21 protein-coding genes, 1 other RNA gene, 3 pseudogenes and 1 other annotated feature are annotated in these 21,580 nt (G+C 64.2%); of the genes and pseudogenes, 9 read left to right on the forward strand and 16 right to left on the reverse strand.

Translation table 11 applies throughout. The features are described from left to right. The first annotated feature begins 214 nt into the window (after positions 1–214). Positions 215–1,849 carry a chloride channel protein gene (locus tag CHB64_RS07565; protein ID WP_089411965.1) on the forward strand — a complete coding sequence of 545 codons (1,635 nt, stop codon included), beginning with the start codon at positions 215–217 and terminating at the stop codon, positions 1,847–1,849. Between the two features lies 1 nt (position 1,850). Here CHB64_RS07565 and CHB64_RS07570 read toward each other — a convergent pair whose 3' ends face one another. Then, entirely contained in the window at positions 1,851–2,609 is a 759-nt protein-coding gene (locus CHB64_RS07570; RefSeq protein WP_159462441.1) for a squalene/phytoene synthase family protein, read from the reverse strand. A gap of 56 nt (positions 2,610–2,665) precedes the next feature. Here CHB64_RS07570 and CHB64_RS07575 point away from each other — a divergent pair, with 56 nt between their 5' ends. Further along, positions 2,666–3,268, forward strand: a complete 603-nt coding sequence (locus CHB64_RS07575; RefSeq protein ID WP_089411967.1) for a superoxide dismutase — start codon at positions 2,666–2,668, stop codon at positions 3,266–3,268. A gap of 96 nt (positions 3,269–3,364) precedes the next feature. Here the strand turns inward: CHB64_RS07575 and CHB64_RS07580 are convergent, their stop codons facing one another. Then, entirely contained in the window at positions 3,365–6,253 is a 2,889-nt protein-coding gene (locus tag CHB64_RS07580; protein ID WP_159462442.1) for a TonB-dependent receptor domain-containing protein, read from the reverse strand. Between the two features lie 230 nt (positions 6,254–6,483). Between CHB64_RS07580 and CHB64_RS15060 the strand changes: the two genes are divergently transcribed. Then, entirely contained in the window at positions 6,484–6,846 is a 363-nt protein-coding gene (locus tag CHB64_RS15060; protein ID WP_143265962.1) for a hypothetical protein, read from the forward strand. Positions 6,847–6,940: 94 nt separating this feature from the next. After that, the gene (locus CHB64_RS15065; RefSeq protein WP_143265963.1) at positions 6,941–7,552 is read left to right on the forward strand and encodes a hypothetical protein; all 612 of its coding nucleotides are present in this window, start codon (positions 6,941–6,943) and stop codon (positions 7,550–7,552) included. 271 nt (positions 7,553–7,823) lie between these two features. On the opposite strand, the gene secF is transcribed toward CHB64_RS15065, so the two are convergent. The 4 genes from secF to CHB64_RS07600 form a co-directional block, all read right to left on the reverse strand. Further along, positions 7,824–8,789, reverse strand: coding sequence for a protein translocase subunit SecF (secF, locus tag CHB64_RS07585; protein WP_089411969.1), 966 nt, complete (start codon positions 8,787–8,789; stop codon positions 7,824–7,826). Between the two features lie 10 nt (positions 8,790–8,799). After that, positions 8,800–10,416 carry a protein translocase subunit SecD gene (gene secD / locus CHB64_RS07590; RefSeq protein WP_089411970.1) on the reverse strand — a complete coding sequence of 539 codons (1,617 nt, stop codon included), beginning with the start codon at positions 10,414–10,416 and terminating at the stop codon, positions 8,800–8,802. Between the two features lie 44 nt (positions 10,417–10,460). Further along, positions 10,461–10,790, reverse strand: a complete 330-nt coding sequence (gene yajC / locus CHB64_RS07595) for a preprotein translocase subunit YajC (protein WP_089411971.1) — start codon at positions 10,788–10,790, stop codon at positions 10,461–10,463. Between the two features lie 179 nt (positions 10,791–10,969). Next, the gene (locus CHB64_RS07600) at positions 10,970–11,914 is read right to left on the reverse strand and encodes a bifunctional transcriptional activator/DNA repair enzyme AdaA (RefSeq protein ID WP_200815275.1); all 945 of its coding nucleotides are present in this window, start codon (positions 11,912–11,914) and stop codon (positions 10,970–10,972) included. Between the two features lie 119 nt (positions 11,915–12,033). Between CHB64_RS07600 and CHB64_RS07605 the strand changes: the two genes are divergently transcribed. Beyond that, on the forward strand, positions 12,034–12,396 hold the full coding sequence (locus tag CHB64_RS07605; RefSeq protein WP_089411973.1) for a hypothetical protein: 363 nt from the start codon (positions 12,034–12,036) through the stop codon (positions 12,394–12,396). A 19-nt stretch (positions 12,397–12,415) separates the two neighbouring features. Here the strand turns inward: CHB64_RS07605 and CHB64_RS07610 are convergent, their stop codons facing one another. The 8 genes from CHB64_RS07610 to CHB64_RS07645 all read right to left on the reverse strand — a co-directional run bounded on the left by CHB64_RS07610 (position 12,416) and on the right by CHB64_RS07645 (position 17,941). Further along, positions 12,416–13,627 carry a beta-ketoacyl-[acyl-carrier-protein] synthase family protein gene (locus CHB64_RS07610; RefSeq protein ID WP_089411974.1) on the reverse strand — a complete coding sequence of 404 codons (1,212 nt, stop codon included), beginning with the start codon at positions 13,625–13,627 and terminating at the stop codon, positions 12,416–12,418. 6 nt (positions 13,628–13,633) lie between these two features. Next, positions 13,634–13,885 (reverse strand): acyl carrier protein, encoded by a 252-nt coding sequence (locus tag CHB64_RS07615; protein ID WP_089411975.1) that lies wholly within the window; start codon positions 13,883–13,885, stop codon positions 13,634–13,636. Between the two features lie 71 nt (positions 13,886–13,956). Next, a complete protein-coding gene (locus CHB64_RS07620; RefSeq protein WP_089411976.1) occupies positions 13,957–14,442 on the reverse strand; it encodes a YajQ family cyclic di-GMP-binding protein in 486 nt (161 codons plus the stop codon). A gap of 13 nt (positions 14,443–14,455) precedes the next feature. After that, positions 14,456–14,899, reverse strand: a complete 444-nt coding sequence (locus CHB64_RS07625; RefSeq protein WP_159462443.1) for an acyl-CoA thioesterase — start codon at positions 14,897–14,899, stop codon at positions 14,456–14,458. 76 nt (positions 14,900–14,975) lie between these two features. Then, positions 14,976–15,366: RNase P RNA component class A (rnpB, locus tag CHB64_RS07630), an RNA gene on the reverse strand. 27 nt (positions 15,367–15,393) lie between these two features. Continuing rightward, positions 15,394–16,101 (reverse strand): N-acetylmuramoyl-L-alanine amidase, encoded by a 708-nt coding sequence (locus tag CHB64_RS07635; protein ID WP_089411978.1) that lies wholly within the window; start codon positions 16,099–16,101, stop codon positions 15,394–15,396. Beyond that, a complete protein-coding gene (locus CHB64_RS07640; protein ID WP_089411979.1) occupies positions 16,098–17,060 on the reverse strand; it encodes a DMT family transporter in 963 nt (320 codons plus the stop codon). Before CHB64_RS07640 ends, CHB64_RS07635 begins: the two co-directional genes overlap by 4 nt. A 95-nt stretch (positions 17,061–17,155) precedes the next feature. After that, on the reverse strand, positions 17,156–17,941 hold the full coding sequence (locus CHB64_RS07645; protein WP_089411980.1) for a COQ9 family protein: 786 nt from the start codon (positions 17,939–17,941) through the stop codon (positions 17,156–17,158). A gap of 257 nt (positions 17,942–18,198) precedes the next feature. Here CHB64_RS07645 and rpsU point away from each other — a divergent pair, with 257 nt between their 5' ends. The 3 genes and pseudogenes from rpsU to CHB64_RS15755 all read left to right on the forward strand — a co-directional run bounded on the left by rpsU (position 18,199) and on the right by CHB64_RS15755 (position 20,153). Continuing rightward, positions 18,199–18,408 carry a 30S ribosomal protein S21 gene (gene rpsU / locus CHB64_RS07650; protein ID WP_089412043.1) on the forward strand — a complete coding sequence of 70 codons (210 nt, stop codon included), beginning with the start codon at positions 18,199–18,201 and terminating at the stop codon, positions 18,406–18,408. A 291-nt stretch (positions 18,409–18,699) separates the two neighbouring features. Then, positions 18,700–19,923 (forward strand): annotated as a pseudogene (locus tag CHB64_RS07655) (IS3 family transposase). Next, positions 18,984–19,100: a sequence feature (AL1L pseudoknot), on the forward strand. It overlaps the preceding pseudogene by 117 nt. 8 nt (positions 19,924–19,931) lie before the next feature. Then, a complete protein-coding gene (locus CHB64_RS15755) occupies positions 19,932–20,153 on the forward strand; it encodes an integrase core domain-containing protein (protein ID WP_089412044.1) in 222 nt (73 codons plus the stop codon). Between the two features lie 20 nt (positions 20,154–20,173). Here CHB64_RS15755 and CHB64_RS15835 read toward each other — a convergent pair. Together CHB64_RS15835 and CHB64_RS07670 are read right to left on the reverse strand one after the other, a co-directional pair. Beyond that, positions 20,174–20,304: pseudogene (locus tag CHB64_RS15835) on the reverse strand (transposase); the annotation flags it as partial. 113 nt (positions 20,305–20,417) lie between these two features. After that, complete coding sequence (locus CHB64_RS07670) at positions 20,418–21,119, reverse strand: PEP-CTERM sorting domain-containing protein (protein WP_143265965.1); 702 nt, start codon at positions 21,117–21,119, stop codon at positions 20,418–20,420. A 286-nt stretch (positions 21,120–21,405) separates the two neighbouring features. Between CHB64_RS07670 and CHB64_RS15760 the strand changes: the two are divergent. Further along, positions 21,406–21,580, forward strand: a pseudogene (locus CHB64_RS15760) (IS1595 family transposase); the annotation flags it as partial.

The raw sequence follows: 21,580 nt of genomic DNA on the forward strand, positions 1-21,580 counted from the left end.
GATCAAGCCGATCCGCGCCGGGCTCGGGACAGCGGGACGACTCGGGGCGGCTCTCGGCCGCGTGACGGGGTGGTGACGACAAGGCAACGCCCCCTTGTTTTCGCCCTGAAAAGGGTTTTGTGCCATGACGGGATGAAGCGGCTGTTAATGCGGCCCGAACAGTTCGACCTTTCCCGCCTCGAGCCGGGCCTGAGCGCAAGGGAACACATTCGTCATGGCGCGGAAGATCGCGCGCATTCTGGTATGGCTGCGCCGGCGGGGACGGCGCGCGCTGCCCATCGCGCCCCTGCGACTATGGGCGTTCGCAGTCGCCATCGGGGCGGCGGGCGCCTACGGCGTGATCGGCTTTCGCATGGCGATCGACGCCGTTTCGCTTCTCGCTTTCGGCGAGACGGAAGCGATGGTCGTCAGCGGCGCGGCCGCGCTCGATCCTCTGCGCGCTTGGGCGGCGCCTGTCGTCGGCGGATTTGTCGTGGCGGGGCTCCTCTTTCTCGCCGCGCGCTTCAAGTGGCTTCAAGAGGGCCGCTGCCAGGGCGTCGCGGAAGTTATCGAGGCGCGCGCCGTCGGAGGCGGTCGCATCTCACTCAGAGCGGGGCTCGCCTCGGCCGCCATCTCGGCGATCTCGCTGGGCGCAGGCGCGAGCGCCGGTCGCGAAGGCCCGGCGGTCCATCTCGGCGCGACCATCGCCTCGCTGCTCGACCGCTGGTTCGGATTCGCGGCGAAAGAGCGGCGCACGCTGCTCGGCTGCGGCGCGGCGGCTGCGGTGGCGGCGAGCTTCAACGCGCCGGTCGCGGGCGTTCTGTTTGCTCTTGAAGTGATTCTCGGCAACTACGCGTTGTCCGTATTCGGGCCGATCGCGGCGGCGAGCGTCACTGCCGCCATCGTCACGCGGATTCATCTGGGCGATTTTCCCGCCTTTGCGCCGCCCGACTACGGACCGGTCGCCGCTCTCGACATAGGGCTGTCGGCGTTGCTCGGCGTTCTGTGCGGCGTCATCGCCGCCGCGTTCCTGCTGAGCGTCGAGCGGACGAGCGCCGCCGCGCGCATGCTCGCGGACCGCTGGCGGCTGCCCTATTACATGCTGCCGCCGCTCGCCGGCGTCATCATCGGCGCGATCGGCGCGTTCTTCCCTGAAGTGTTCGGCGTCGGGTATGAGGCCGTGACGCGTGCGCTAGAAGGCGGCTACCCCATTCATCTGCTCGCGATATTGGCCGCGCTCAAGCTCGTCGCGACGGCCGTGACGCTGTCATGCCGGTTCGGCGGCGGGGTCTTCTCGCCCGGCCTCGTCATCGGCGTTTTCGCGGGCGCGGCTTATGGGGGACTTCTCGACCATTATGTTCCGGGCGTCGCGGCGAGCCCCGTCTATTACGCCATGATCGGCATGGGCGCGGTCTGCGGGGCGATCATGGGCGCGCCGATCTCGACGACGCTTATCGCCTTCGAGCTCACCGGCGATTACGGCATCACGATCGCGCTGATGGTGGCCGTGGCGCTTGCGACGCTCATCACGCAACAGCTCGCCGGCAATACGTTCTTCCACTGGCAGCTCGCGCGCAGGGGCTACGACCTGTCAGAGGGTCCGCAGGGCGTCATCCTGGAAACGATCAGGGTGCGAGACGTGATGGAGCCGATGCCGCCCAGCGCCCCGCTCAATCGCGACGCCGCCCGTCTTTATGCTGAGGAATCGCTGGGCGAGGCGCTGGCGCGGCTTGAGAAAAGCGAAGAGGCCGGTTTGCCCGTCGTCGATGAGGCTGACGAGGCGCGCGTCGTCGGCTACCTCACCAGAGTTCGCGCGCTTGCGGCGTACAATCGCGCCTTAGTCGAAAGCCATGTGGAGCATCACCGGTGATTCAGGCCTCGATCCGGCCAGTCGCCGTCGCCCAGAACAAACGCAACCGTTTGCTTAAACCGGAAGGCTTGCGCCCGCCTCGATAAAGGCGCGCAAGGCAGAGATAGCGCGTCCCTGCCGCCGCAGCCTCGGGAAGCTCGCCGAGGCGCTTGCGCGCTTCGGCCGCGAGTTCCGCGGCCCGCTCGGCGAGCGGGCCCGCCAGCGTCGGCGCGAGCACGCGCCCGCGCCGCGCCAGGCCGTACGCGACAGCCGCTTTCTCGAGCGCCAGTCCCGCTTCCGGGGTCAAGCCCTCCCAAGCGCGCGCCGCCGCTGCCGCCAGCGCGCCTTCGCACCTCGCCAGCCAGCCGGCCAAGTCTTCGACAGAACTGAAAGGATCATCGTAAAGCAGCCGCGCCTGCGCGTCGATCAGCTGGTGCAGGCGGGCCATCGCCGCCGCCTCGAACAGCCCGCACGCCGCCCCCGCCTCGATCGCCGGGTGCGCCCGTCGGAGCCCGCCCGCCGCCGCCGCATCGACCGCTTCGCGCCACCATTGCAGCCGGATCTCTCCGAGCGGCGCCTCGCGCACGAGCGTCGGGATGCGCCCGATCTCATGATAAAGCGCAAACAGCGTGATCAGGCGCGGGCGCGCAGCCGCGGACGCGAACTGCGCCGACAGCCAGCGGTCCTCGTCGCCAGCCCTGAGCGTCCGCTCGCAGTAGGCGAGCGCGTCGAAGGCCGCCGGCGCCTTATTGTCGACTTGGCCCGTTGACCCTTGCGTCATGCGGCTTACGTAAGGGGCGCGCATTCTCCAGGCAACGATAGAGAGAGGATCACACAATGGCTGTCACGCTTCCCGATTTGCCTTACGCCCGCGACGCGCTCGCGCCGCACATTTCAGAAAAGACCCTCGATTTCCATTACGGCAAGCATCATCAGGCCTATGTCGACAACCTGAACAAGCTGATATCAGGCTCCGCGCTCGACGATGCGAGCCTTGAAGAAATCATTCTGGAGACGGCCGGCAAGTCCGACAGCCAGGGCGTCTTCAACAACGCCGCGCAGGTATGGAACCATACGTTCTACTGGCGCTCGATGAAGCCGAACGGGGGCGGGACGCCGGAAGGCGACATCGCCAAGGCGCTCGAGAAGGATTTCGGCGGCTATGAAGGCTTCCGGGAAGCGTTCGCCAAGGCCGGCGCCACGCAGTTCGGCTCCGGTTGGGCGTGGCTCGTCGTCAAGGACGGCAGGCTCGAGGTTCGCAAGACGTCGAACGCGGAGCTTCCGCTGACGGAGAAAGGCGTCACGCCCCTCCTGACCATGGACGTGTGGGAGCACGCCTATTACCTCGACTATCAGAACCGTCGCCCCGCCTATATCGAAACCTTCCTCGACAAGCTCGTGAACTGGGAATTTGCGGAGGAGAATCTTAAGCTGGTTTGAGCTTTGGCCTTTCGATCATCGACTTTAATAGCCGTACATAAAAAGAGGCCTGACCAAGTCAGGCCTCTTTCTTTGGCTCAGCGTCTTCGCCCTCAGTTAAAACTGACGGCGAACGTTGAGCGTGTAAGTGCGGCCGAAGAAATCATAGCCGACGCCAAGCGGGAAGTTGCCAGCGGCTGACACCAGCACCTCTGCCGAATCGGCCTTCGGGGGATCTCTGTCGAAGACGTTGTTGATGCCCGCGGTGACGCTCCACACGTCGTTCCGCCAAGTGACGGCTGCATTGTGCACCCAGTAGGACTTCACGAAATCGACATCACGGCAAAGGACGTCCGAGGTGTCCCGCGCGCCGCTGAGATCGATAATCGGCCGACAGGTGTCGCGCGCGCCGAAGGTCGATGGGGCGTCGTTGACCTGCGGTCCTATATAGCGCGCCCGCCACAGAGCACGCCAGTTACGCCAGTCCGCAATGGCCGTGCCTTGGCCGCGCCATCTAGGATTGCCGACTTCGCGAATGTTGTCGTCAAGCGAATCGATGATTTCTTCTTCCTGTTCGAAAATAAACGTGCTGCGAACGTCAAGAGTGAAATCAACCGGGTCGTTGCCGATCGAGAAAGGCGTGGCCCCAAGCAGCGTGTTGAAATCGAAACCGCGCACCGTCACCCGGCCGATATTAATGAACCCGGCGTCAACGAGATCGACGAAACCAGTCGCCGGATCGCGGGTGATGCGGCCGCAGAATGCGCTGCTCAAGCCTGCGTTGTTCACGTAGCAGTCGTTAAACAAAAAGGCGACACTAGGCTCTTCGATCGTGTTCGTCACCTTGATGTCGAAGTGCGTCGCAGAGATTTGGAAGCGCAGGTCATCGCTCACGCCCAGAGTATCGAACGGCACATCGAGGACGACGCCGCCCGTAAACGAGCGCGACGTTTCCGCGTCTAGGTCGGTCGTACCGCCGGTCAACACTTCGATGCTCGACGCCCCTGTCAACCCTAAGCTGAACGGATCGACGCCGTCGAGAATGCAGTTGTCGATCGTGGTCTGGTTTCGGTTGTCGCCCGTGGGATCATAAACCCCGCCGTTGTTCGCCGCCGCTGGCACGATACATGGATCGTTGAAGGCGTTGACGAAACCAGTCGCCCCTCTGAAGAACTGCTCACGCAAGTTCGGCGCACGAAACGAAGTGCCGCGCGAGCCACGGAACGCCAGCCAGTCAAACGGCCGCCACAGGCCCTTAAACGACCAAGTCCAATTCGAGCCGTAAAAGGTTTCATTGGTCAGGCGACCGGAGAAGTTGAGCGATAGCTCTTCAAAGAACGGACGGTTTCTCAACAACGGAAGGTCAAGCTCGCCGTAGCCTTCCTTCAGCTCGCGGCGACCTGTGGCCCCCCTGTCGGAGAAGAAGCCAATGAAATTGCCATCTTCGGCGTTGTCGTCGGGGCGTGATTGAATTTCATCCTGACGATACTCAAAGCCGAGCACAAGCGCGGCCTGACCGCCGGGCAGCTGAGCAATATTGCCTGTGATGAAGCCGCTGATGATGCTCTGTTGGATCTCTGTCGAGAAAGTCCGAACGCCGAATAGGTACTCTTCCTCTTCAGGCGTCAGTCTATTCGATCCCTGGACGCTCTCCGACAGTAGGTCCACCGGCACGCAGTCCGGACCGCCCAAGAAACCGAACAAATCGAAGTCGCCGATGTTATTCGGAATCCCGTCCCCATCCGGATCGATGCCGCAAGCAAGGCTACCGTCCGGCAGGCGCGTGGTTGTCAGCAGAGAAAGCGCCAGCCGATCCTCAAGAATACCCCGACGTACGGAGTCGCCGAAGGACCGCTGGTAGCTGCCGCTCAGTTCATACGTCCAGTTATTGAAGTCGATGAATCCGCCGCCGCCTTGACCATCGAAAAATGGCAACTCGCCGCGAATCCCGCCTACCAGTCGAATTTGCGACTGGGTCACTTCGTTGTTGTTCCGATCCCCGTTTACCAGAACGATCGGAACTACCGGGACGCCGACGCCCAAACCGCCGCAAATTGATGGGTTGGCCGCCACAGCTTCATCACCGCAAGGGTTCAGCGGGTTCCAAGCCGGCAACGTGGGAAAAATCTGAGCGCCGCTGCTAAGGATCACCGAATCCCGCTGGAAATAGCCAACCTCAAAGAACGTCTCCATGTTGTTCAGCTCTTGGAGCTCGTAATTTCCAAAAGCCATGAAAGAGATGCGCTCAAGCTGGGAGATCAAGTCCTGATTCCGAACCAGATCCCGACTCGGATCAATGCCGTTATACAAGGGCGCTTTTACGTCGACGTCGCGCAACCCGTCCCCATTGAGATCAATGTCATCCGAATAATTGGGGATTCCCGTATTGCTCTGGCCTGGCGTAAAGAAGATATCGCCTTGACCGGAGAACAGGTTGCGGAATCGGCCGATAATCTGCGTCTTACAGGTGTTAATCGTCGTTCCCGGGAAAACGTCGACTTCCAAGCTCCGCCGCTGGCCGTTTTCGTCGATTTCAATGTGCTCATTGCACAGAAGTCCGCGATCGGCGACAGACATCTGATCGCGACGGAAAAACTCCGCGCCGACACCGATGAATCCACGATCGCCCGTAACGCCCCACGTCGCGGAAACCTGGGAGGTTTTACCGCCGCCCGTTTCCGGAACGCTGAAGGCCGTTTCCAGCTCAAATCCGTCGAAATCGTCACGCAAGATGATGTTGGCCACGCCTGCGACAGCATCCGAACCGTAGATCGAGGAGGCGCCGTCCAACAGCACTTCAACCCGACCGATCAGCGACGATGGAATAAGGTTGAGGTCGGGCGAAGTCGGCGCGCCTTCCACGCCGCCAGGGCCAAGCCGCCGGCCGTTGATGAGAACGAGGGTGCGCTCCGGATCGATGCCCCGCAGCGACAACGTCGAGGCGCCCGGTCCGTTGTCAAGCACGAAACCTGTAAAGGTGTTATCGATCTGGACGCCCGTCGCCACCGTTGATTCTTGCTGATTCTTGCAGCAGTCGAGCAGTATCGAAGATGCCGAGTTCCCTGGAGACTTGACCATCGATGACCTGAAGCGGTTGGGCCGACGAAAACTCTGTCCTTCTGACCCGAGAACCGGTAACGACGATCGTGTCTTCAGATCGCACGTCCTCGATAGTTTCATCTATTACCTCCGGCTCGGGCGGGGTCTGCTGCCCCAATGCAGAACCGTAAGCGGTCATGGCGAAAACCGAAACGCCTGCTGCAAGCGCCGTTCGCAATCCGCCAGTTACGAAAAGTGCACGCGATGAGCCCGTCATTTTGATTGCCCCTTCGAAATTGATGCCCGAAAGGACTTTGGAGAAGAATCACGCCCCTCCCGACGGCGTAGACCCGATGGAAAAACGCCGCCTGGAACTCTCGCCCATTTCGCGCATCGTTACGGATTCCAAGCTATTGGCGCTGCGTCGGAAGTGTCAATTTTGTAAGACGCCCCCCCTGCATGAAATCACTAAGATTGTTGCAGAATTGCATCAGGCGGCTTTAAATGGATTGATTATGGAAGCCGCGACCTTAGGACCTCGCACCAATAGGAGGAATTGAACTCAGTCGGCGAAAGCGTCATGCTTCGCCGCATTCGCGTGATGAAAATGGACTGCGAGGTTCTTTTGTGACAGCGCCAAAAAGATCCGAATATGTGCTTGCGACATCGATCAGCGCAGCTATTGTGCTCTGCAATATTGCCTATGGCCAGACTGCCGAATACGAAGATCTGACGATCGAGGAAGCGCTTCAGATATGCGCCGCATTCCCTGATGCGAGCGAGCGTTTAGCGTGTTTCGAAGCCCTCGCGGCATCCGCTCGAGACGAGACGTTGGGTTCATCGGCTTCGTCCGACTCTGGCTCGTCCGCTGCAGGAGCGGAGAAATCGCCCCTTTCCTTGAGGGATTCATCAGAGCGCGGGCGCCAAGACTCAGCTGAGTCGCTGGAAACAGAAGTCGACAACCCAGCGATAACTAAGTCAAAGCCCCGATTTACATTCACACGCTCAACCGAAGAAGAGCAGAAACGCAAGAATCGCCAACGATTTGAATTGACCGTATACAGAGCCTGGCGCAATCCTGTCGGCGACCTTCGTATCGCTTTCACAAATGGTGAAATCTGGGTGCAGACGGGACGGGGAACGCGCTACACGCCCGAACCAGGTGAAACAATCACCTTTAAACCTGGTCTTCTGGGAGGCTGGACCTTGAGTATGAATGGGGGCCGATTTGGCATTCGTGCACGACGCATTAACGAGCCCGACTGACGCGAGCAGGTTATAAATCTCATCGCGAAGCCTCCCGTCCCAAACGCCTATCTAGAATAGTAAAAGATTATGTTTGCTCGACAGTCGCACATTGTCGAGGCATGCACGACGAGTTCGTAAGCAGGAGCTCTCCGACGGAGGTTGCCGCCGCCCAGACGATTTTGGCTGTTAGCTGAAGAAGGCTCCGCGCGCTTGTGGCGCGAATTCTTTCATAAGAGCGCGAACTACCGCTCAAACCTTTGTCTAAGCGGGTGCGCGCCGCCGTCTTCGCTCACGGCGTCGCGGCCGCGGCGGCGGCCTTGCCCCATTCGCGGCGCACGCCCGTCAGCGTCAGGAACGGCGCCGCCACGAAGATCGAGGAATAGGTTCCGATCACGATCCCCCAGATCATGGCGAAAGTGAAGCCGCGAAGCACTTCGCCGCCCAACACGTACAACGATAAAAGCGCCAGCAGCGTCGTGCCCGAAGTCATGATCGTGCGCGACAGCGTGTCGTTGATCGAAAGATCGAGCAGCTCCGGCAGCGGTTTTTTCTTGTATTTGCGCAGGTTCTCGCGCACCCGGTCATAAACGACGACCGTGTCGTTCATGGAATAGCCGACGATGGTCAGGATCGCGGCGATGATCGACAGATTGAACTCGAGCCGGGTCGCCGCGAACATGCCTAGCGTGATGATGACGTCGTGGACGAGAGCGACGATCGCGCCGAGCGAAAACTGCCATTCGAAGCGGAACCAGATGTAGATCAGCATCATGCCGATCGCGAGCATCACCGCGATCGCGCCGCGCTGAATGAGCTCGCCGGAAACGGTCGGGCCCACGACTTCGATCTTGCGGAACTCGATGCCCTCGCCGAGCAGGCCGCGCAGCGCAGCCTGCACTTCTTCGGACGCGCGCTGCTGGGCGGCTTCGTTCTCCTCCGCGCCGCCTTCGGCCCGCTGCTGCTCCACGACGACGAGCACGCCTTCCTCGCTGCCGGCGAAATCCTGTATCGCCTGCACCTTGACGTTGCCGAGACCAAGATCGGAAACGGTCGATCTTACGCGGCCGATGTCGATCGGCTGATCGTCAACGACTTCGATGGTCACGCCGCCGCGGAAATCCACTCCGAAATTCAGCCCCAGCGTCATCACCGCGACGATCGAGGCCGCGACGAGCGCCGCTGAGAACGCCAGCGCGAGACGCCGCCACTTCGTGAACGGAATTTTCGTGTTGTCGGGAATGATCTTGAGGGGCATCGCGCCGCTCCTAGATGGTGATCGTGGCGGGACGCCGCGCAAGCAGATAACCGCCTGCGAACATGCGCGTCAGCACGAATGCGGTGAACACGGAGGTGACCACGCCGGTCGCCAGCGTCACGGCGAAGCCGCGCACCGGCCCCGCGCCCAGCTGGAACATGATGAGCGCGGCCAGGAACGTCGTCACATTGGCGTCGAGAATCGCGGACCAGGCTTTCCGATAACCCGTCTCGACGGCGTTGACCGGCCCTTTGCCCGCAACGAGCTCCTCGCGGATGCGTTCGAAGATCAATACGTTGGCGTCGACCGCCATGCCGACGGTCAGCACGATGCCGGCGATCCCGGGAAGGGTGAGCGTCGAGCCGAACAGCGACAGGGCCCCGGCGATGAGCACGACATTCGCCAACAGCGCCATATCGGCGTAAACCCCGAAACGGCCGTACGTCGCGACCATGTAAATAATTACGGCGAGGAAGCCGATGACAAGCGCCGTCGTGCCGGCGCGCACGGAATCCGCGCCGAGATCGGGCCCCACCGTGCGCTGCTCGAGCGTCGTCAGCGGCGCCGGCAGCGCGCCCGAACGGATCAGGGTGGCGATGCGCGCGGCCTCATCGGGGGAGAAATTGCCGGTGATGCGCCCCTGTCCGCCCGGAATCGGGGTCTGGATACGCGGCGCGGAAATGATTTCATTGTCGAGCACGATGGCGAACAGCTCGCCTACATGCTCCCGGGTGTAGTCCGCGAACCGGCGCGCGCCGCGGCTATCGAAGGAAAAGTTGATCTGAAAGCCCGCGCCGTCGGTGTTCAGGCCGGCCGAAGCGGTCTCGACCATGTCCCCCGTAACCTCCGGCTCTTCATAGAGCACCAGCGCGCCGGGTCCTTCGCTGGCCGCGAAGGGGACCAGGATTCGGCCCGGCGGCAGCAGGCCGGCTTCGGCGTCGGCGAGGCTCACCGTCGGATCGACCCGGTGAAAGCTGAGCTGCCCCGTGCGATTGACGATGCGCTTCAGTTCTTCTGGGTCGTTGTCGCCCGGCGCCTGAATGACGATCCGGTCCGCGCCCTGAGGCTGAATCGACACTTCCTTGTTGCCTGCAGGGTCGACCCGGCGTCGGACGACTTCGATTGAGTCCTGCAACGCCTCGGCGGCGTATTGACGGCGCGCCTCCGGCGTCAGCCGCACTTCGATGAGATCGCCCTGTACGGAAACCGTATAGGGCGGCGCAGTGAGGAATGCGACGCCCGTGCGGGTCACGTCGCGCACTCTGCGGGCGGCTTCGTCCGCCTGATCCGGCTCGCGCACCCGCAGTGAGATCGTCCCCATCTCCAGATCGACGCTTGGCAGGCTGACCAGGGCGACGCGTTCGCGACCGCCTGAGGGACGCATCGCCCGCTGGATTTCCTGACGCATGCCGGAGAGCCGGTCGGCGATGACTTTGTCCGTATCGACGCCGAGCAGGAGATAGGAGCCGCCCCGAAGGTCGAGACCGAGATTGATCGTGCCCTTCGGCAGGAACCCGGGCAGCCGGTCGAGCTGTTCTTTCGGAATCAGATTGGGCGCGGCGAAAATCGCGCCGAGCGCGACGACCGCGGCGACCAGCGCGACCTGCCATTTGGAGAACTGGAGCATGGGCGATGAACCGCCGGACCGCCTGGACGGCCCGGCCCCTTATCTTATTGATCGTTGGCGGGCTGGGGCTTCGAACGCACGTCAGCGAGCGTGTTTCTGACCACCTTCACGTTCACATTGTCGGCGATCTCGACCATGAGCTCGTCCCCTTCGAGCACCTTGGTCACCTTGCCGATGATCCCGCCCTGCGTGACCACGACGTCCCCGCGGCGCACGTTGGAGACCATCTCCATGTGCTTCTTTCGGGCCTGCATCTGCGGCCTGATGAGAAAGAAATAGAAGATCACGAAGATCAGGATGAACGGAATGAAGCCGATCAGCGGGTTCTGCGCGGCAGGTTCGGCGGCCTGCGCGAAGGCGGGCGAGATGAGCATGAAAAGGCGTCTCCTGTGTTGGGAGCTTCCCGGATGCGGCCGGCGGGGCCCCTCGCGCCATGCGCGCCCTCTCCGGCCGGGGCTCGCGGATATATAACGATCCGTCAGGGCGTTGCAATGAACGCCCGCCAGCTTTGCCGAAAGCGGGGAGCGCCGGCCTTGCGCCGGGGAAAGTCGCCTCAGGCGGCGGTCGTCGCCGGTCGGGCGAGCGCGCTTTCGATGGCGAGGAGCGCTTTTTTGCGGGCCGCGCCCCAGCGGTAATTGTGGACGACGCCGGTCGAGAGGATCACCCGGTGGCAGGGGATCAGAAGCGAGATCATGTTCGCGCCCACCGCGGCGCCGACCGCGCGCGAGGCCCTCGGCGCGTCGAGCGCGCGGGCGATGTCGCCATAGGTGGCCGTCTCGCCGAGCGGAATGCGGAGCAAGGCCTCCCACACCTTCAGCTGGAAATTGGTTCCCTGCACGTGGAGGCCGAGCGGCCGATCGAGCCGCAAGCCCCGCGCGAAAGCGAAGGCGCGCGCCGCAAGCGGGCCGACGAAGGCGGGATCCTCCACATAGACCGCCGCCGGCCAGTCCCCTTTCATCTCGGCGAGCGCGCGGGCGTAGCCCACGCCGGCGATGAAGCTGAGCCAGCAAACGCCCTTGTCGGTGGCGCCCATCAGCGCCTCTCCGAACGGACCAGGGACCCGCGCGTAACGGATCGTCTCGCCCGCCCCCTTGTTCCTGTAAGCGCCAGGGGTCATCGCCTCTGCGACGAGGAACAGATCATGCAGCCGCGAGGGGCCTGACAGTCCGGCGCAGTAGGACGCTTCGAGCACGCTCGCCCCCTCGCCCATCGCGCGCCTGGCCTCGCCCGCGGCGAGGTACTGCAGAAAGCGCTTCGGCGAGACGCCGGCGCCGGCCTTGAACACCCGCTGGAAATGGGCGGGGCTCATGCCGACCTGCGCCGCCGTCTCTTCAAGGCTCGGCGGGTTCTCAAAACGCTCCACCAGAAAGTCGATCGCCTTGCCGACCGGCGCATAGGCGTCGGCGCGGAACTTTCGAAGGGCTTCGAAGTCTTCTGCGGAGAGAACGGATGAGGAAGCTGCGCCGGCCATGTCGATCCCCGAACTGCTAATTCGCATCACGCATGACCCTTATGGAACGGGCGTCCGCCGCTCCACCCGGTTCTTGCGGGCCGCGCGGGCGGATTTTACGCGGTCTTAACCTTGCTGGGGCGTAAATGCGCCCGAGGAGGCCGATCATGAAAGATCTCGAATATATCGTCTCTCTTGGCTTTTCGGGCGGAGACGTCTGGCAGGCGGTGGCGCTGGCGTTTTTCCTCGCGATGATCGCGAGCAGGGACCCAGGCGCATGGAGGCTGGGGCTTCTGGCGCTCTTCATCGACCGCTTCGTATGGCCGATCGCGGCGCAGGCGGCGGCCGGAGCCGAGATCCACACGATCTATGCCTCCATCGGCGCCTTCTTCACGACGTTCCCGGAAAATCTCGGCGTCTATGCCGTGCGCTATCTCGGCCTGACGATCATGATCGCGCTCTTCCTCGAAACGCGCCGCCGACTGCACCAAGCCGGTCCCTCGCGAAAAGCGAAGCCGGCGGCGGCCTGACGGCGCCGGCCCGCGCCGCCTACAGCCTGCGAAAGGCCAGAACCGCGTTGAGGCCGCCGAAGGCGAAAGAGTTCGACACGGCGAGCTCGAGAGGCCGCCGGCGCGCTTCGTTCGGCGCGTAGTCGAGATCGCAGGCGGGGTCCGGCTCGTCGAGATTGATCGTAGGCGGAACGACGCCGCGCTTCAGGGCGAGAATAGACGCGACCGCCTCGACGCCCCCCGCGGCGCCGAGCAGATGGCCGTGCATGGACTTCGTCGAGGATACGATCAGCCGGTCCGCGTCCGCGCCGAAGACCGCGCGGATCGCTTTCGTCTCCGTCGGATCGTTCATCAGCGTGCCGGTGCCGTGCGCATTGACATAAACGGCCGAAGGGTCGTCGATGCGCGCGCGTTCAAGCGCGGCGCGCATGGCGCCCGCGGCGCCCTCCATCGCCGGATTTATCATGTCCTTGCCGTCTGCGTTCATGCCGAAGCCCGCGAGCTCGCAGTAAATCTCGGCGCCGCGCGCCCGCGCCCGCTCGTATTCTTCCAGTACGAGCACCCCCGCCCCCTCGCCGATCACGAGTCCTTTACGGTTTTTCGAGAACGGCCTGCATAACTCATCAGACATGATGTGCATCGCCCGCCATGCTTCCAGCGGTCCGTAGCATAAAAGCGCTTCGCTCGCCCCGGCGACGCCGATATCGGCCGTTCCCGCGCGGATCAGATCGGCGCACGCGCCGATCGCGTGCGCGCCCGACGCGCATGCGCTCGAGATCGCAAAAGCCGGTCCCGTCAGACCGTAACGAATGCTCAGCTGGCTCGCCGCGGCGTTCGGTATCGCGCGCAGCACCGTTAACGGGTGCGGCCGTCGGCCGTGGCGCAACATCGAGATATAGGTCGTATCGAGCGCGCTGATCCCGCCGATGCCCGTGCCGATGATCGTCGCGACGCGCCGGCCCGTCGCCTCGTCGATCTCAAGGCCCGCGTCGGCGAGCGCCTCGTCGGCGGCGGCGATCGCGAACTGGGTGAAACGATCCGTGCGCGTTACGTCCCGGCCGAGGCTCGCCGCACGCTCGGCGAAGCCGTCGACCGGAGCGACCGGAACCGTCAGGGAAAGGTCTTCCTCCGGCGCGAAGGTCCGCTGCACGATGCCGCAGACGCCGTTCTCAAGCCCGCGCCAGAAAGCCTCGACGCTCTCTCCGATGGGCGAGACGACTCCCAGCCCGGTGACGACGACGCGACGCGGCATGAACGGTCAACTCTTCTCGGCGAGCTTGCGGACGGCCTCGATCAGGTCGCCGACGGTCTTCATGTCGGCGAAAGGGTTTTCGTTGGCGTTGAAGGGAACCTCAACGCCGAGCTTTTCCTCCACCTCGTAGACGATTTCGACCACTGCGAAGGAATCGATGCCGAGGTCGGCGATCGGCGTGTCGAGAGTCGGCGCGCCGGCGAGGCCGACCGCGTGCTCTCCGATGATTTCAAGCAATGTCGTTTCGAAATCGGCCATGACGATCCCCTGCCGCCCTTTCACTGCGCGGTTTATCTCAGGCCCCGGCGCCTGTCCACGCGAACGCCGCCCTAATCGCGGAAGTTCTTGAATTGCAGCGGCTGCTCGACGCCAAGCCCCTTCACGAAAGCGATGACGGCCTGCAGATCGTCCTTTTTCTTGCCTGAGACGCGAAGCGCCTCGCCCTGAATGGCGACCTGCGTCTTGAACTTCTCGTCCTTGATCGCCTTGACGATCTTTTTGGCGAGCTCCTTGTTGATGCCCTGTTTCAGGCGAACGGTCTGGCGCACGGCTTGTCCGGCGGCCGGCTCGGGCTTCTGGTAGTCGAGCGAGCCGGGCTCGATCCCCCGTTTCTGCATGTGACCTTGAAGAATCTCGCGAAGCTGCTTGAGCTTGAGATCGTCGTCCGCGTGAATGGTCACGACGCCGTCGGCGAACTCGACCTTCGACTTCGATCCCTTGAAGTCGTACCGCGTCGCGATTTCGCGCATGACGTTCTGCACGGCGTTGTCGGCCTCGGCGAGATTAATCTCGGAAACGATGTCGAACGACGGCATGTCTTTTTCCTTGCTATCCGGCGGGCCGATACGCGGCGACGAACTCCGGCGGCATGCGCGCCGGCCGGCCGGTCTTCATGTCGATGGTGACGAATTTCGTCCGCCCGCGAAACAGCGCCGCGCCGTCCGACTCGCGGCGCATCTCGAAAGCCCGCGTCAGACGCACGCGACCGTCGCATTCTGCGATCCACGTGGCGACCGCCACGGTCTCGCCTGGCATGACAGGCGCGAGATAGTCGAACTCATGGCGCTGAACGACGCAGCCGACGCCCAGTCTTTCGTAATCGGCGAAGGAAAGCCCGAGCGCCTGCGAATGCGCCCAGGCGGCCTCCATCGCCCAGTCGATATAGCGGACATTGTTGACGTGACCGAAGGCGTCGGCGTCGCCCGCAGTCGCCAGCCGGCGCACGACGAAGGGCTCTGCGACGGGCCAAGCAGGGCGAGCCGCGTGTGACATGGCGCGCACCATAACCGGCCGCTGCGCCTTGGCAATCCGCGCCTGCACTCGGCTCTCTCCTGCCCCGCATGAAGAAAGCGTCGGACGGCCTGTAAGCCGGGTTCTGTCCCTCTCGCGAGGGGGCGGCCATTCCTCTGGGGCGCGCGCTTGCGCGCGGCCTCTAGCGACCAACCCGGACCGCTCGGGGCGGAGACGCCCCTGCCTTTCGGCGCGCGGTCCCTACGCGGTCTTGCTCCGGGCGGGGCTTGCCATGCGCGGCTCATTGCTGAGCCGCCGGTGCGCTCTTACCGCACCTTTTCACCCTTGCCCCGGCGAGCCGGGGCGGTTCGATCTCTGTGGCGCTTTCCCTCGGCCCGCCCCGAAGGGCGGACCGGCCGGGCGTTACCCGGCGCCCTGTCTCCGTGGAGCCCGGACTTTCCTCGAGCAGCGACCCCAAGGCCGCGGCCCGCGGCCGCCCGGCCGTCCGACGCAAGAGATGTGCGCGCGCGCAGGCGTCAGGTCAAGGCGGCCGCCCACAGAAGCGCGGCCTTGGTGAGGGGATTCATGCCCTGGCCCAGCGCGGCGCGACAAAAGCGCCGCTGGAAGGCGAGAATCGCGGCGGCCGGCGCCGGCGCGCCCGGCGCGGCGTCGGCGACCTCGTAGCCGATGGCGCGCAGCGCCGCGAGCGCGTCCGCATAAGGAACGTCCGCATTGGGCGGGCCGTCATAAGGACCGAGCGCGAGGCCCTCCTGCGCGAGCCGGGCCCACGGAAACCGCTCGCCGGGATCCTCCTTGCGCGCCGGCGCGACGTCGGAATGGGCGAGCACGCGCGCGGCCGCAATCTTCCGGCGGGCGCGAATATCCTTCAGAAGCGCGACGAGCGCGTCGATCTGCGCGGGCGGAAAATCCCGATAGCCCCATTCATGGCCGGGATTGACGAGTTCGATCCCGATCGAGCGGGCGTTGATCTCGCCCTCGCCTTTCCAGCTCGACAGGCCCGCATGCCAGGCGCGCTTTTCCTCCGCTACAAGGCGGAAAATCCGGCCGTCCTCCTCGATGAAGTAATGGGCGCTCACCTTCCCCGCCGGATCGCGCAGGCGCGCGATAGCCTCCTCGCCCGTCTTCATGCCGGTATAGTGCAGGACGATCATGTCGACCGGCCCTTCGAAACCGTTGACGTCGCGTTCGTCGAAATTCGGCGAAGGCTGATCGATGATCTTCATGCGCGCCCGGCTTCCTGCGCTTCTTCCTTCGGCTCCGTCGCGCCTGCCGCCGGTCCCGGCATGTCGGCGCTCGCCGCCGGCGGGGCGGACGCGGCGATGATGGGCGCCTTCTTCGCCGAGCGCAACAGCACCAGCCCGACGCCGGCGAGCGCGATGGTTCCGCCGACTGCGAAGCGCCAGGTGAGCGGCTCGCCGAGCAGCGCGATGCTGAACGCCACCGCGAGCAGCGTCGTCAGGAGCCCGCTGACCGCGGCTTGGCTCACCGGCAGGCGCTGCAGGAGCCAATAATACGCCGTGTGCGCGAAGATCGACGCGCCGAGAGCGGAGTAGGCCACCGCGCCGAACACCATCAGATGATCGCTCGCCGCCAGCGCCGCCCCCTGCCCGCGCTCGAGCGCCCATGTCGCCGCCCACAGGGCGGCCGAGCCCGTGGCGGCGAACCAGGCGAGCAGCTCGTGCGGGCGAAAGCCCGTCGCGCGCTTGACGAGGATCGCCCCGCACGCCTCGACGAAGGCGGCGAGCGCCACGAGCCCGACGCCGAAGCCGAGACGCGCCTCGCCCCGGCCCAGCGCGATGATGGCCACGCCGACGAACGCCAGCGCGACGCCGAGGGCGCGCCGCCAGCCGACCTTCTCGCCGAGAAAAACGACCGAAAGGATGGTGGCGAACGGCACGTAAAGCTCGATGGCGACGGCGCTGGCCGAGGCGGTGGCATGGCGCAGTCCTGTGAACAGCAGCGCGTAGTTCGCCGCGCCGAGGCACAGCCCGGCCGTCAGCACCCGGCCCATCTGGCCGGGCCGCCAGCGCAGGAACGGCGCCATGACCAGCGCGACGAGACTCATGCGCATCGCCGCGTAGAAGATCGAGGGCACGGCGCCCACCGCCGTCTTCACGACGACGAAATGCAGCCCCCAGACCGTGCAGATGGCGAGGAGGACGAAGAATTCGCGCAGGCTCACCGGCGATGACCGATTTCAACTGAGGAAAGGCGGCGGCGGAGATTTCCGTTTAGCCCCTGAGGAGACAGCCGGCCAGCGCAGGTTTTCCGCCGCGCTTACGCGCCGCCGGTCGTCCAGTAGGGCGGATCGCTTGCCGGGAAGCTTTCTTCGAGCGCCTCGTCGACCTTGGCCTCGGCGCGGGCCCGCGCCTGCGCCCGCCCGCGGCCGTAGCGCAGCCGGGCGAGCCAGCCCGCCGGCTTCGCCGGATCGAGGCCGAGTTCGCGCGCGCGTTTTTTCAGCTTCTCGAACTGCATGACGTTCTCGATGCGTCGGGCGAGGAACGCCTTCGTGTCGGCGTCGCCGGGCGATTCGTCCGCGAGCCAGCGCGCCAGCGTCGCCGACCACACGCCGGCGAGTATCGCACGCTTGGTGTAGAAGTTGAAATCCGTCGACCGGTCGTCAAGCCCGCGCCAGACGGCGTCGGCGGTCTTCCAGGCAAGGCGCGCGGCCAGCGGCGCGTAAACGGGCAGCGCCAGCGTCGCCGCGGCCCGGCGCGCGGCCTCCCTGTGCGGGCGCAGGAGATCGAGGCGCGTCTCGATCGCGAAGGCGACCTTGTCGCGGATGCGCCGGGCGGCGAAGTCGGGCCCGCTCATCCGGGCGGCCATTTCTTCGTCGGCCGTGAGGGACCAGTAGGCGAGCAGATCCGCGACGCCCTTGGGGAAAGCCGCGGCGAGCGCGGCCCGGTCCGCGCCGGCGTCGGCGGCGGCCCGGCGCAGCATCACGGGGCTCCAGCCCTCGAACGGCGCGCGGGCGAGCGCGGCGGCAAGCACGGCCCGGCGCGCGGGCTCGAAGCCGTCGGCGCCGTCGCGATCCGGAGCCGGTCGGGGGCGGGCGTCGTCCATGGCGCCATGCTAGCGCATGGCCGGCGAAGCGCCATGCGGCGCGAGCGCCCGGCCGGGCCCGCGGCGAGCGGCCGCCGGCGCGCCGCCCTGTGGACAGTCGAAGAGGCATTTGCTATAGGCCCGCGCGCGCCGCGGGGCGAAAAACGCCCCTGCGGCGAGGCTGTGCGGAAAGTCATGTCAGTCTCGCGCCGAACGCCCCGCCCGCGCAGGAGCGGGCGCCGCCGGGCGGGACGGTTCATTGCGAAGGAGGACTAGCCCTGGTTCAGATCGTTGTCCGCGACAACAACGTCGAGCAGGCGTTGCGCGCGCTGAAAAAGAAAATGCAGCGGGAAGGCACTTTCCGGGAGATGAAGCGCCGGAAGTTCTACGAGAAGCCTTCCGAGAAGAGAGCCCGCCAGAAGGCCGAAGCGATTCGGCGCGCGCGCAAGCTGATCCGCAAGCGGCTGCAGCGCGAAGGCGCTCTTTGACGTCTCTCCTTCGGGCGCGGGCCGCGCGCGCCCGTTTCCTCCATTGCAAACGCGGAACGAGCGGAACCCGGCGCCGCCGGCGGGCGCGGGTTTGCCTTCGCCGCGCTTCCGGTTAAGTTCCGCCGGCCGCCCGAGCCGGCGCCCGCGCGCCGGCGGCCATGCCGAGGGTCATGACATGCGCCTGATCGCCTTGCTGCTTACAAACGATGCAACTAAGCATGCGCAGCCCAAACAAAATCACTGAACCGCGCCGGGTTTGGCGGAGGCTCCAATCTTTGAGAGGATGGAGCCATGGATACAGAAAGAAGGCTGCCGAGATATTCGGCTGAGATCCGCGACCGTGCGGTGCGCATGGTCCTTGATCATGAGAACGACTACGGGTCCCGCCGGGCGGCGATATCCTCGATCGCGGAGAAGATCGGCTGCACGTCGGAGACGCTGCGGCGTTGGGTGAAGACGTCGGAGCGCAACGGCGCCGCGGCGACGACTGGCGGGGATGCGAACGCGCGGCTCAAAGCGCTGGAGCGGGAGAACCGGGAGCTCCGGCAGGCCAATGAGATACTCCGCAAGGCCTCTGCTTATTTTGCCCAGGCGGAGCTCGACCGCCGGTTCAAGCCATGATCGCGTTTATCGACGAACATAAAGCATCATACGGGGTCGAGCCGATCTGCCGGCTGCTGGCGATCGCCCCGTCGACTTATTACGCGCATCAGGCGCGCCGCGCCGATCCTTTGAGGCAATCGGCGCGCGCGCCGGGACGCCGATCGCTGCGAGAAGATCCGCCGTGTCTTCGATGAGAACTTCTCCGTCTACGGCGCGCGCAAGGTCTGGCGGCAGTTGCAGCGCGAGGGCGTCGAGGTTGCGCGCTGCACGGTCGAGCGATTGATGCGCAGGATGGGCCTTTCCGGCGCCGTGCGCGGCAAGCCGGTCAGGACGACATTCAGCGACAAAGCGGCGCCGTGCCCGCTCGACAAGGTAGGCCGCCAGGTCTCGGCGGATCGGCCGAACCGGCTCTGGGTCGCCGATTTCACTTACGTCTCGACCTGGAGCGGCTTCGTCTACGCTGCCTTCGTCATCGACGTCTTTGCGCGACGGATCGTCGGCTGGCGCGTCTCGCGGTCGATGGAAGCGCAGTTCGGGCTCGATGCGCTGGAGCAGGCCGTCGCGCAAAGGCGCCCGACTAACGGCCTCATTCATCACAGCGATCGCGGCGTGCAATACGTTTCGATCAAGTACACGGAACGCCCTGTCGATGAGGGGATCGAGCCCTCCGTCGGCAGCGTCGGCGACTCTTACGACAATGCGCTCGCCGAGACGGTGATCGGCCTCTACAAGACCGAACTCATCCATCGGCGCAGGCCGTGGCGCAGCTTCGAGGCCGTCGAGTTCGCGACGCTCGGATGGGTCGACTGGTTCAACAAGCGAAGGCTCTTGGAGCCGATCGGAAACATCCCGCCCGCCGAAGCCGAAGACCGCTTTCACGCGCAGCTTGAAGGAACCCCGATGGCCGCGTAGGACTCACAATCAATCGCCTCCGCCAAACCCGGGGCGGTTCAGTCCGCGACTACAATCATTGCCGCCCGCACTCGGCGCTCGGATATCTCACGCCCAACGCCTACGCCGCGGCGTTACGCCCGCAACGGGACGGCGCGCTTGAGCTCCTTGACGGCTCCGCGCGCCACCCCGTTGCTAAACCCGCTCATATGAGCAAAATGCAACCGCCGACTCTGGATCATGCTGGATGATCGTCGGCGGGCACAGCACAGTTGCCATACTTCTCCGGCACGTCGCGTGCGGCATTCCGCACCCCAGACGCCACAGAATGCCGTTGATAATGTTGCGATTGTCCTCAGGCGGACGGCCCCGGCCGCGCTCCACCGGCAACAGGACCTTCAAAACCCGCTATTCCGCTTCCGTCAGATCGCCGCGACTCTGATCCGCCTCCCTCGAGAGGCATCCTTGAATCAAACGCCGATTCCTGCGTCAATGACTTGTCCACGCAACCTAAGTCACGCGCCCATTTTTTTGCGACGCCGCGCGCCGAACAGCCCGACGCCCGCCAACGCAGTGCCAAAGAGCCATATCGCGCCAGGCACAGGGTTGACCAAAGTTTTCTCGTTATTGAGCGCGGCGAAAGCGACGAAATCCTCTGGATTCACGCCCCCTCGCCCAATTGTAACTGTCAGTGAACTGATCACTGCGTTGGCGGCTACGCCGAAAAGATCCAAATCTAGCGCATAGGCGAGGAGAGCGTACCCATTGGCCATCTCCCCCGTCAGCTGCGCGCCCTGATTCGCCAACGTCACGCCATTTATAGAAATATCGAACAACTCGTGACCGCTGCCGCCTACAGCGTAGAGGACGATATCATTTCCAGTCCCATTAAAAGCGACATTGTCAATAAAATGAGCCGTAAAACTACATGGCCCGGAATCCACAACACATTGTATGGCGGTCGACGTATCTCCACCAATCAGGCCCGCTTCAGGGGTAGGCGCCAAATGAGCCTGGAAGCTGCCGCTGTTGAGCGTCACGCCATCAATAAACGCGGATTCGTCATGATCTACGCCATTGATGGTGATCGTGGACGCGTGCGCGGCGCTCGCAGCAAAGGCGGTTGCCGCGCTCACCGCCAAAAGTACGCAACGAAAACATGTCATGACAAACTCCCACCCCATCTGAAGGCTCGCTGCGCGCCTCTTCACGCTCAACGTCCACACACCTCTTTAGCCTGTCGCTCCCGCGCCAACGCGAACCCGAGCTAATATACTATCTATAAATCGTTATTAGAGCCCGCGCAATGAATTTTTGACTTTAATATGGTTTTTTGGGTTTTACAACTAACCGGCGTGATGATGCCCGCTCGCTCCCGAGGCGCGAGAATTATCTTGGCGACAGCACGATTCACTTGTTTCTACGAATAGTAATCTCCGGTTAACGCTCTTGAAGTTTAACCTTGGGGCTGTCCTAGATGTCTGAGACATTTAGGATGGCGGGATGCGGCTAAGGCATTCAAAACTCACGCATAATCAGACCAATCGGCTCATCGAGCACTTTGTGGCCGGTACGCCGGCCCAAACGGCGTCTGCACTGATCGGGGTGAACAAGGATACGGCGGCGACCTTCTACCATCGGCTCCGGAGCGTCATCGCCGAGAAGCTGGCCGAGGAAG

The sequence above is a fragment of the Amphiplicatus metriothermophilus genome, assembly GCF_900199215.1.
GTDB lineage: Bacteria > Pseudomonadota > Alphaproteobacteria > Caulobacterales > Parvularculaceae > Amphiplicatus > Amphiplicatus metriothermophilus.

Excerpts from the sequence above, each read along its gene's own strand:
- CHB64_RS07620 (WP_089411976.1), bottom strand. The coding sequence starts at position 14,442 with ATGCCGTCGTTCGACATCGTTTCCGAGATTAATCTCGCCGAGGCCGAC.
- CHB64_RS07615 (WP_089411975.1), bottom strand. The coding sequence starts at position 13,885 with ATGGCCGATTTCGAAACGACATTGCTTGAAATCATCGGAGAGCACGCG.
- CHB64_RS07605 (WP_089411973.1), top strand. The coding sequence starts at position 12,034 with ATGAAAGATCTCGAATATATCGTCTCTCTTGGCTTTTCGGGCGGAGAC.
- CHB64_RS07565 (WP_089411965.1), top strand. The coding sequence starts at position 215 with ATGGCGCGGAAGATCGCGCGCATTCTGGTATGGCTGCGCCGGCGGGGA.
- CHB64_RS07625 (WP_159462443.1), bottom strand. The coding sequence starts at position 14,899 with ATGTCACACGCGGCTCGCCCTGCTTGGCCCGTCGCAGAGCCCTTCGTC.
- CHB64_RS07575 (WP_089411967.1), top strand. The coding sequence starts at position 2,666 with ATGGCTGTCACGCTTCCCGATTTGCCTTACGCCCGCGACGCGCTCGCG.
- CHB64_RS07645 (WP_089411980.1), bottom strand. The coding sequence starts at position 17,941 with ATGGACGACGCCCGCCCCCGACCGGCTCCGGATCGCGACGGCGCCGAC.
- CHB64_RS07635 (WP_089411978.1), bottom strand. The coding sequence starts at position 16,101 with ATGAAGATCATCGATCAGCCTTCGCCGAATTTCGACGAACGCGACGTC.
- secD (WP_089411970.1), bottom strand. The coding sequence starts at position 10,416 with ATGCTCCAGTTCTCCAAATGGCAGGTCGCGCTGGTCGCCGCGGTCGTC.
- CHB64_RS07610 (WP_089411974.1), bottom strand. The coding sequence starts at position 13,627 with ATGCCGCGTCGCGTCGTCGTCACCGGGCTGGGAGTCGTCTCGCCCATC.
- yajC (WP_089411971.1), bottom strand. The coding sequence starts at position 10,790 with ATGCTCATCTCGCCCGCCTTCGCGCAGGCCGCCGAACCTGCCGCGCAG.
- CHB64_RS07600 (WP_200815275.1), bottom strand. The coding sequence starts at position 11,914 with ATGCGAATTAGCAGTTCGGGGATCGACATGGCCGGCGCAGCTTCCTCA.
- CHB64_RS07570 (WP_159462441.1), bottom strand. The coding sequence starts at position 2,609 with ATGACGCAAGGGTCAACGGGCCAAGTCGACAATAAGGCGCCGGCGGCC.
- secF (WP_089411969.1), bottom strand. The coding sequence starts at position 8,789 with ATGCCCCTCAAGATCATTCCCGACAACACGAAAATTCCGTTCACGAAG.
- CHB64_RS15060 (WP_143265962.1), top strand. The coding sequence starts at position 6,484 with ATGGCGAAAACCGAAACGCCTGCTGCAAGCGCCGTTCGCAATCCGCCA.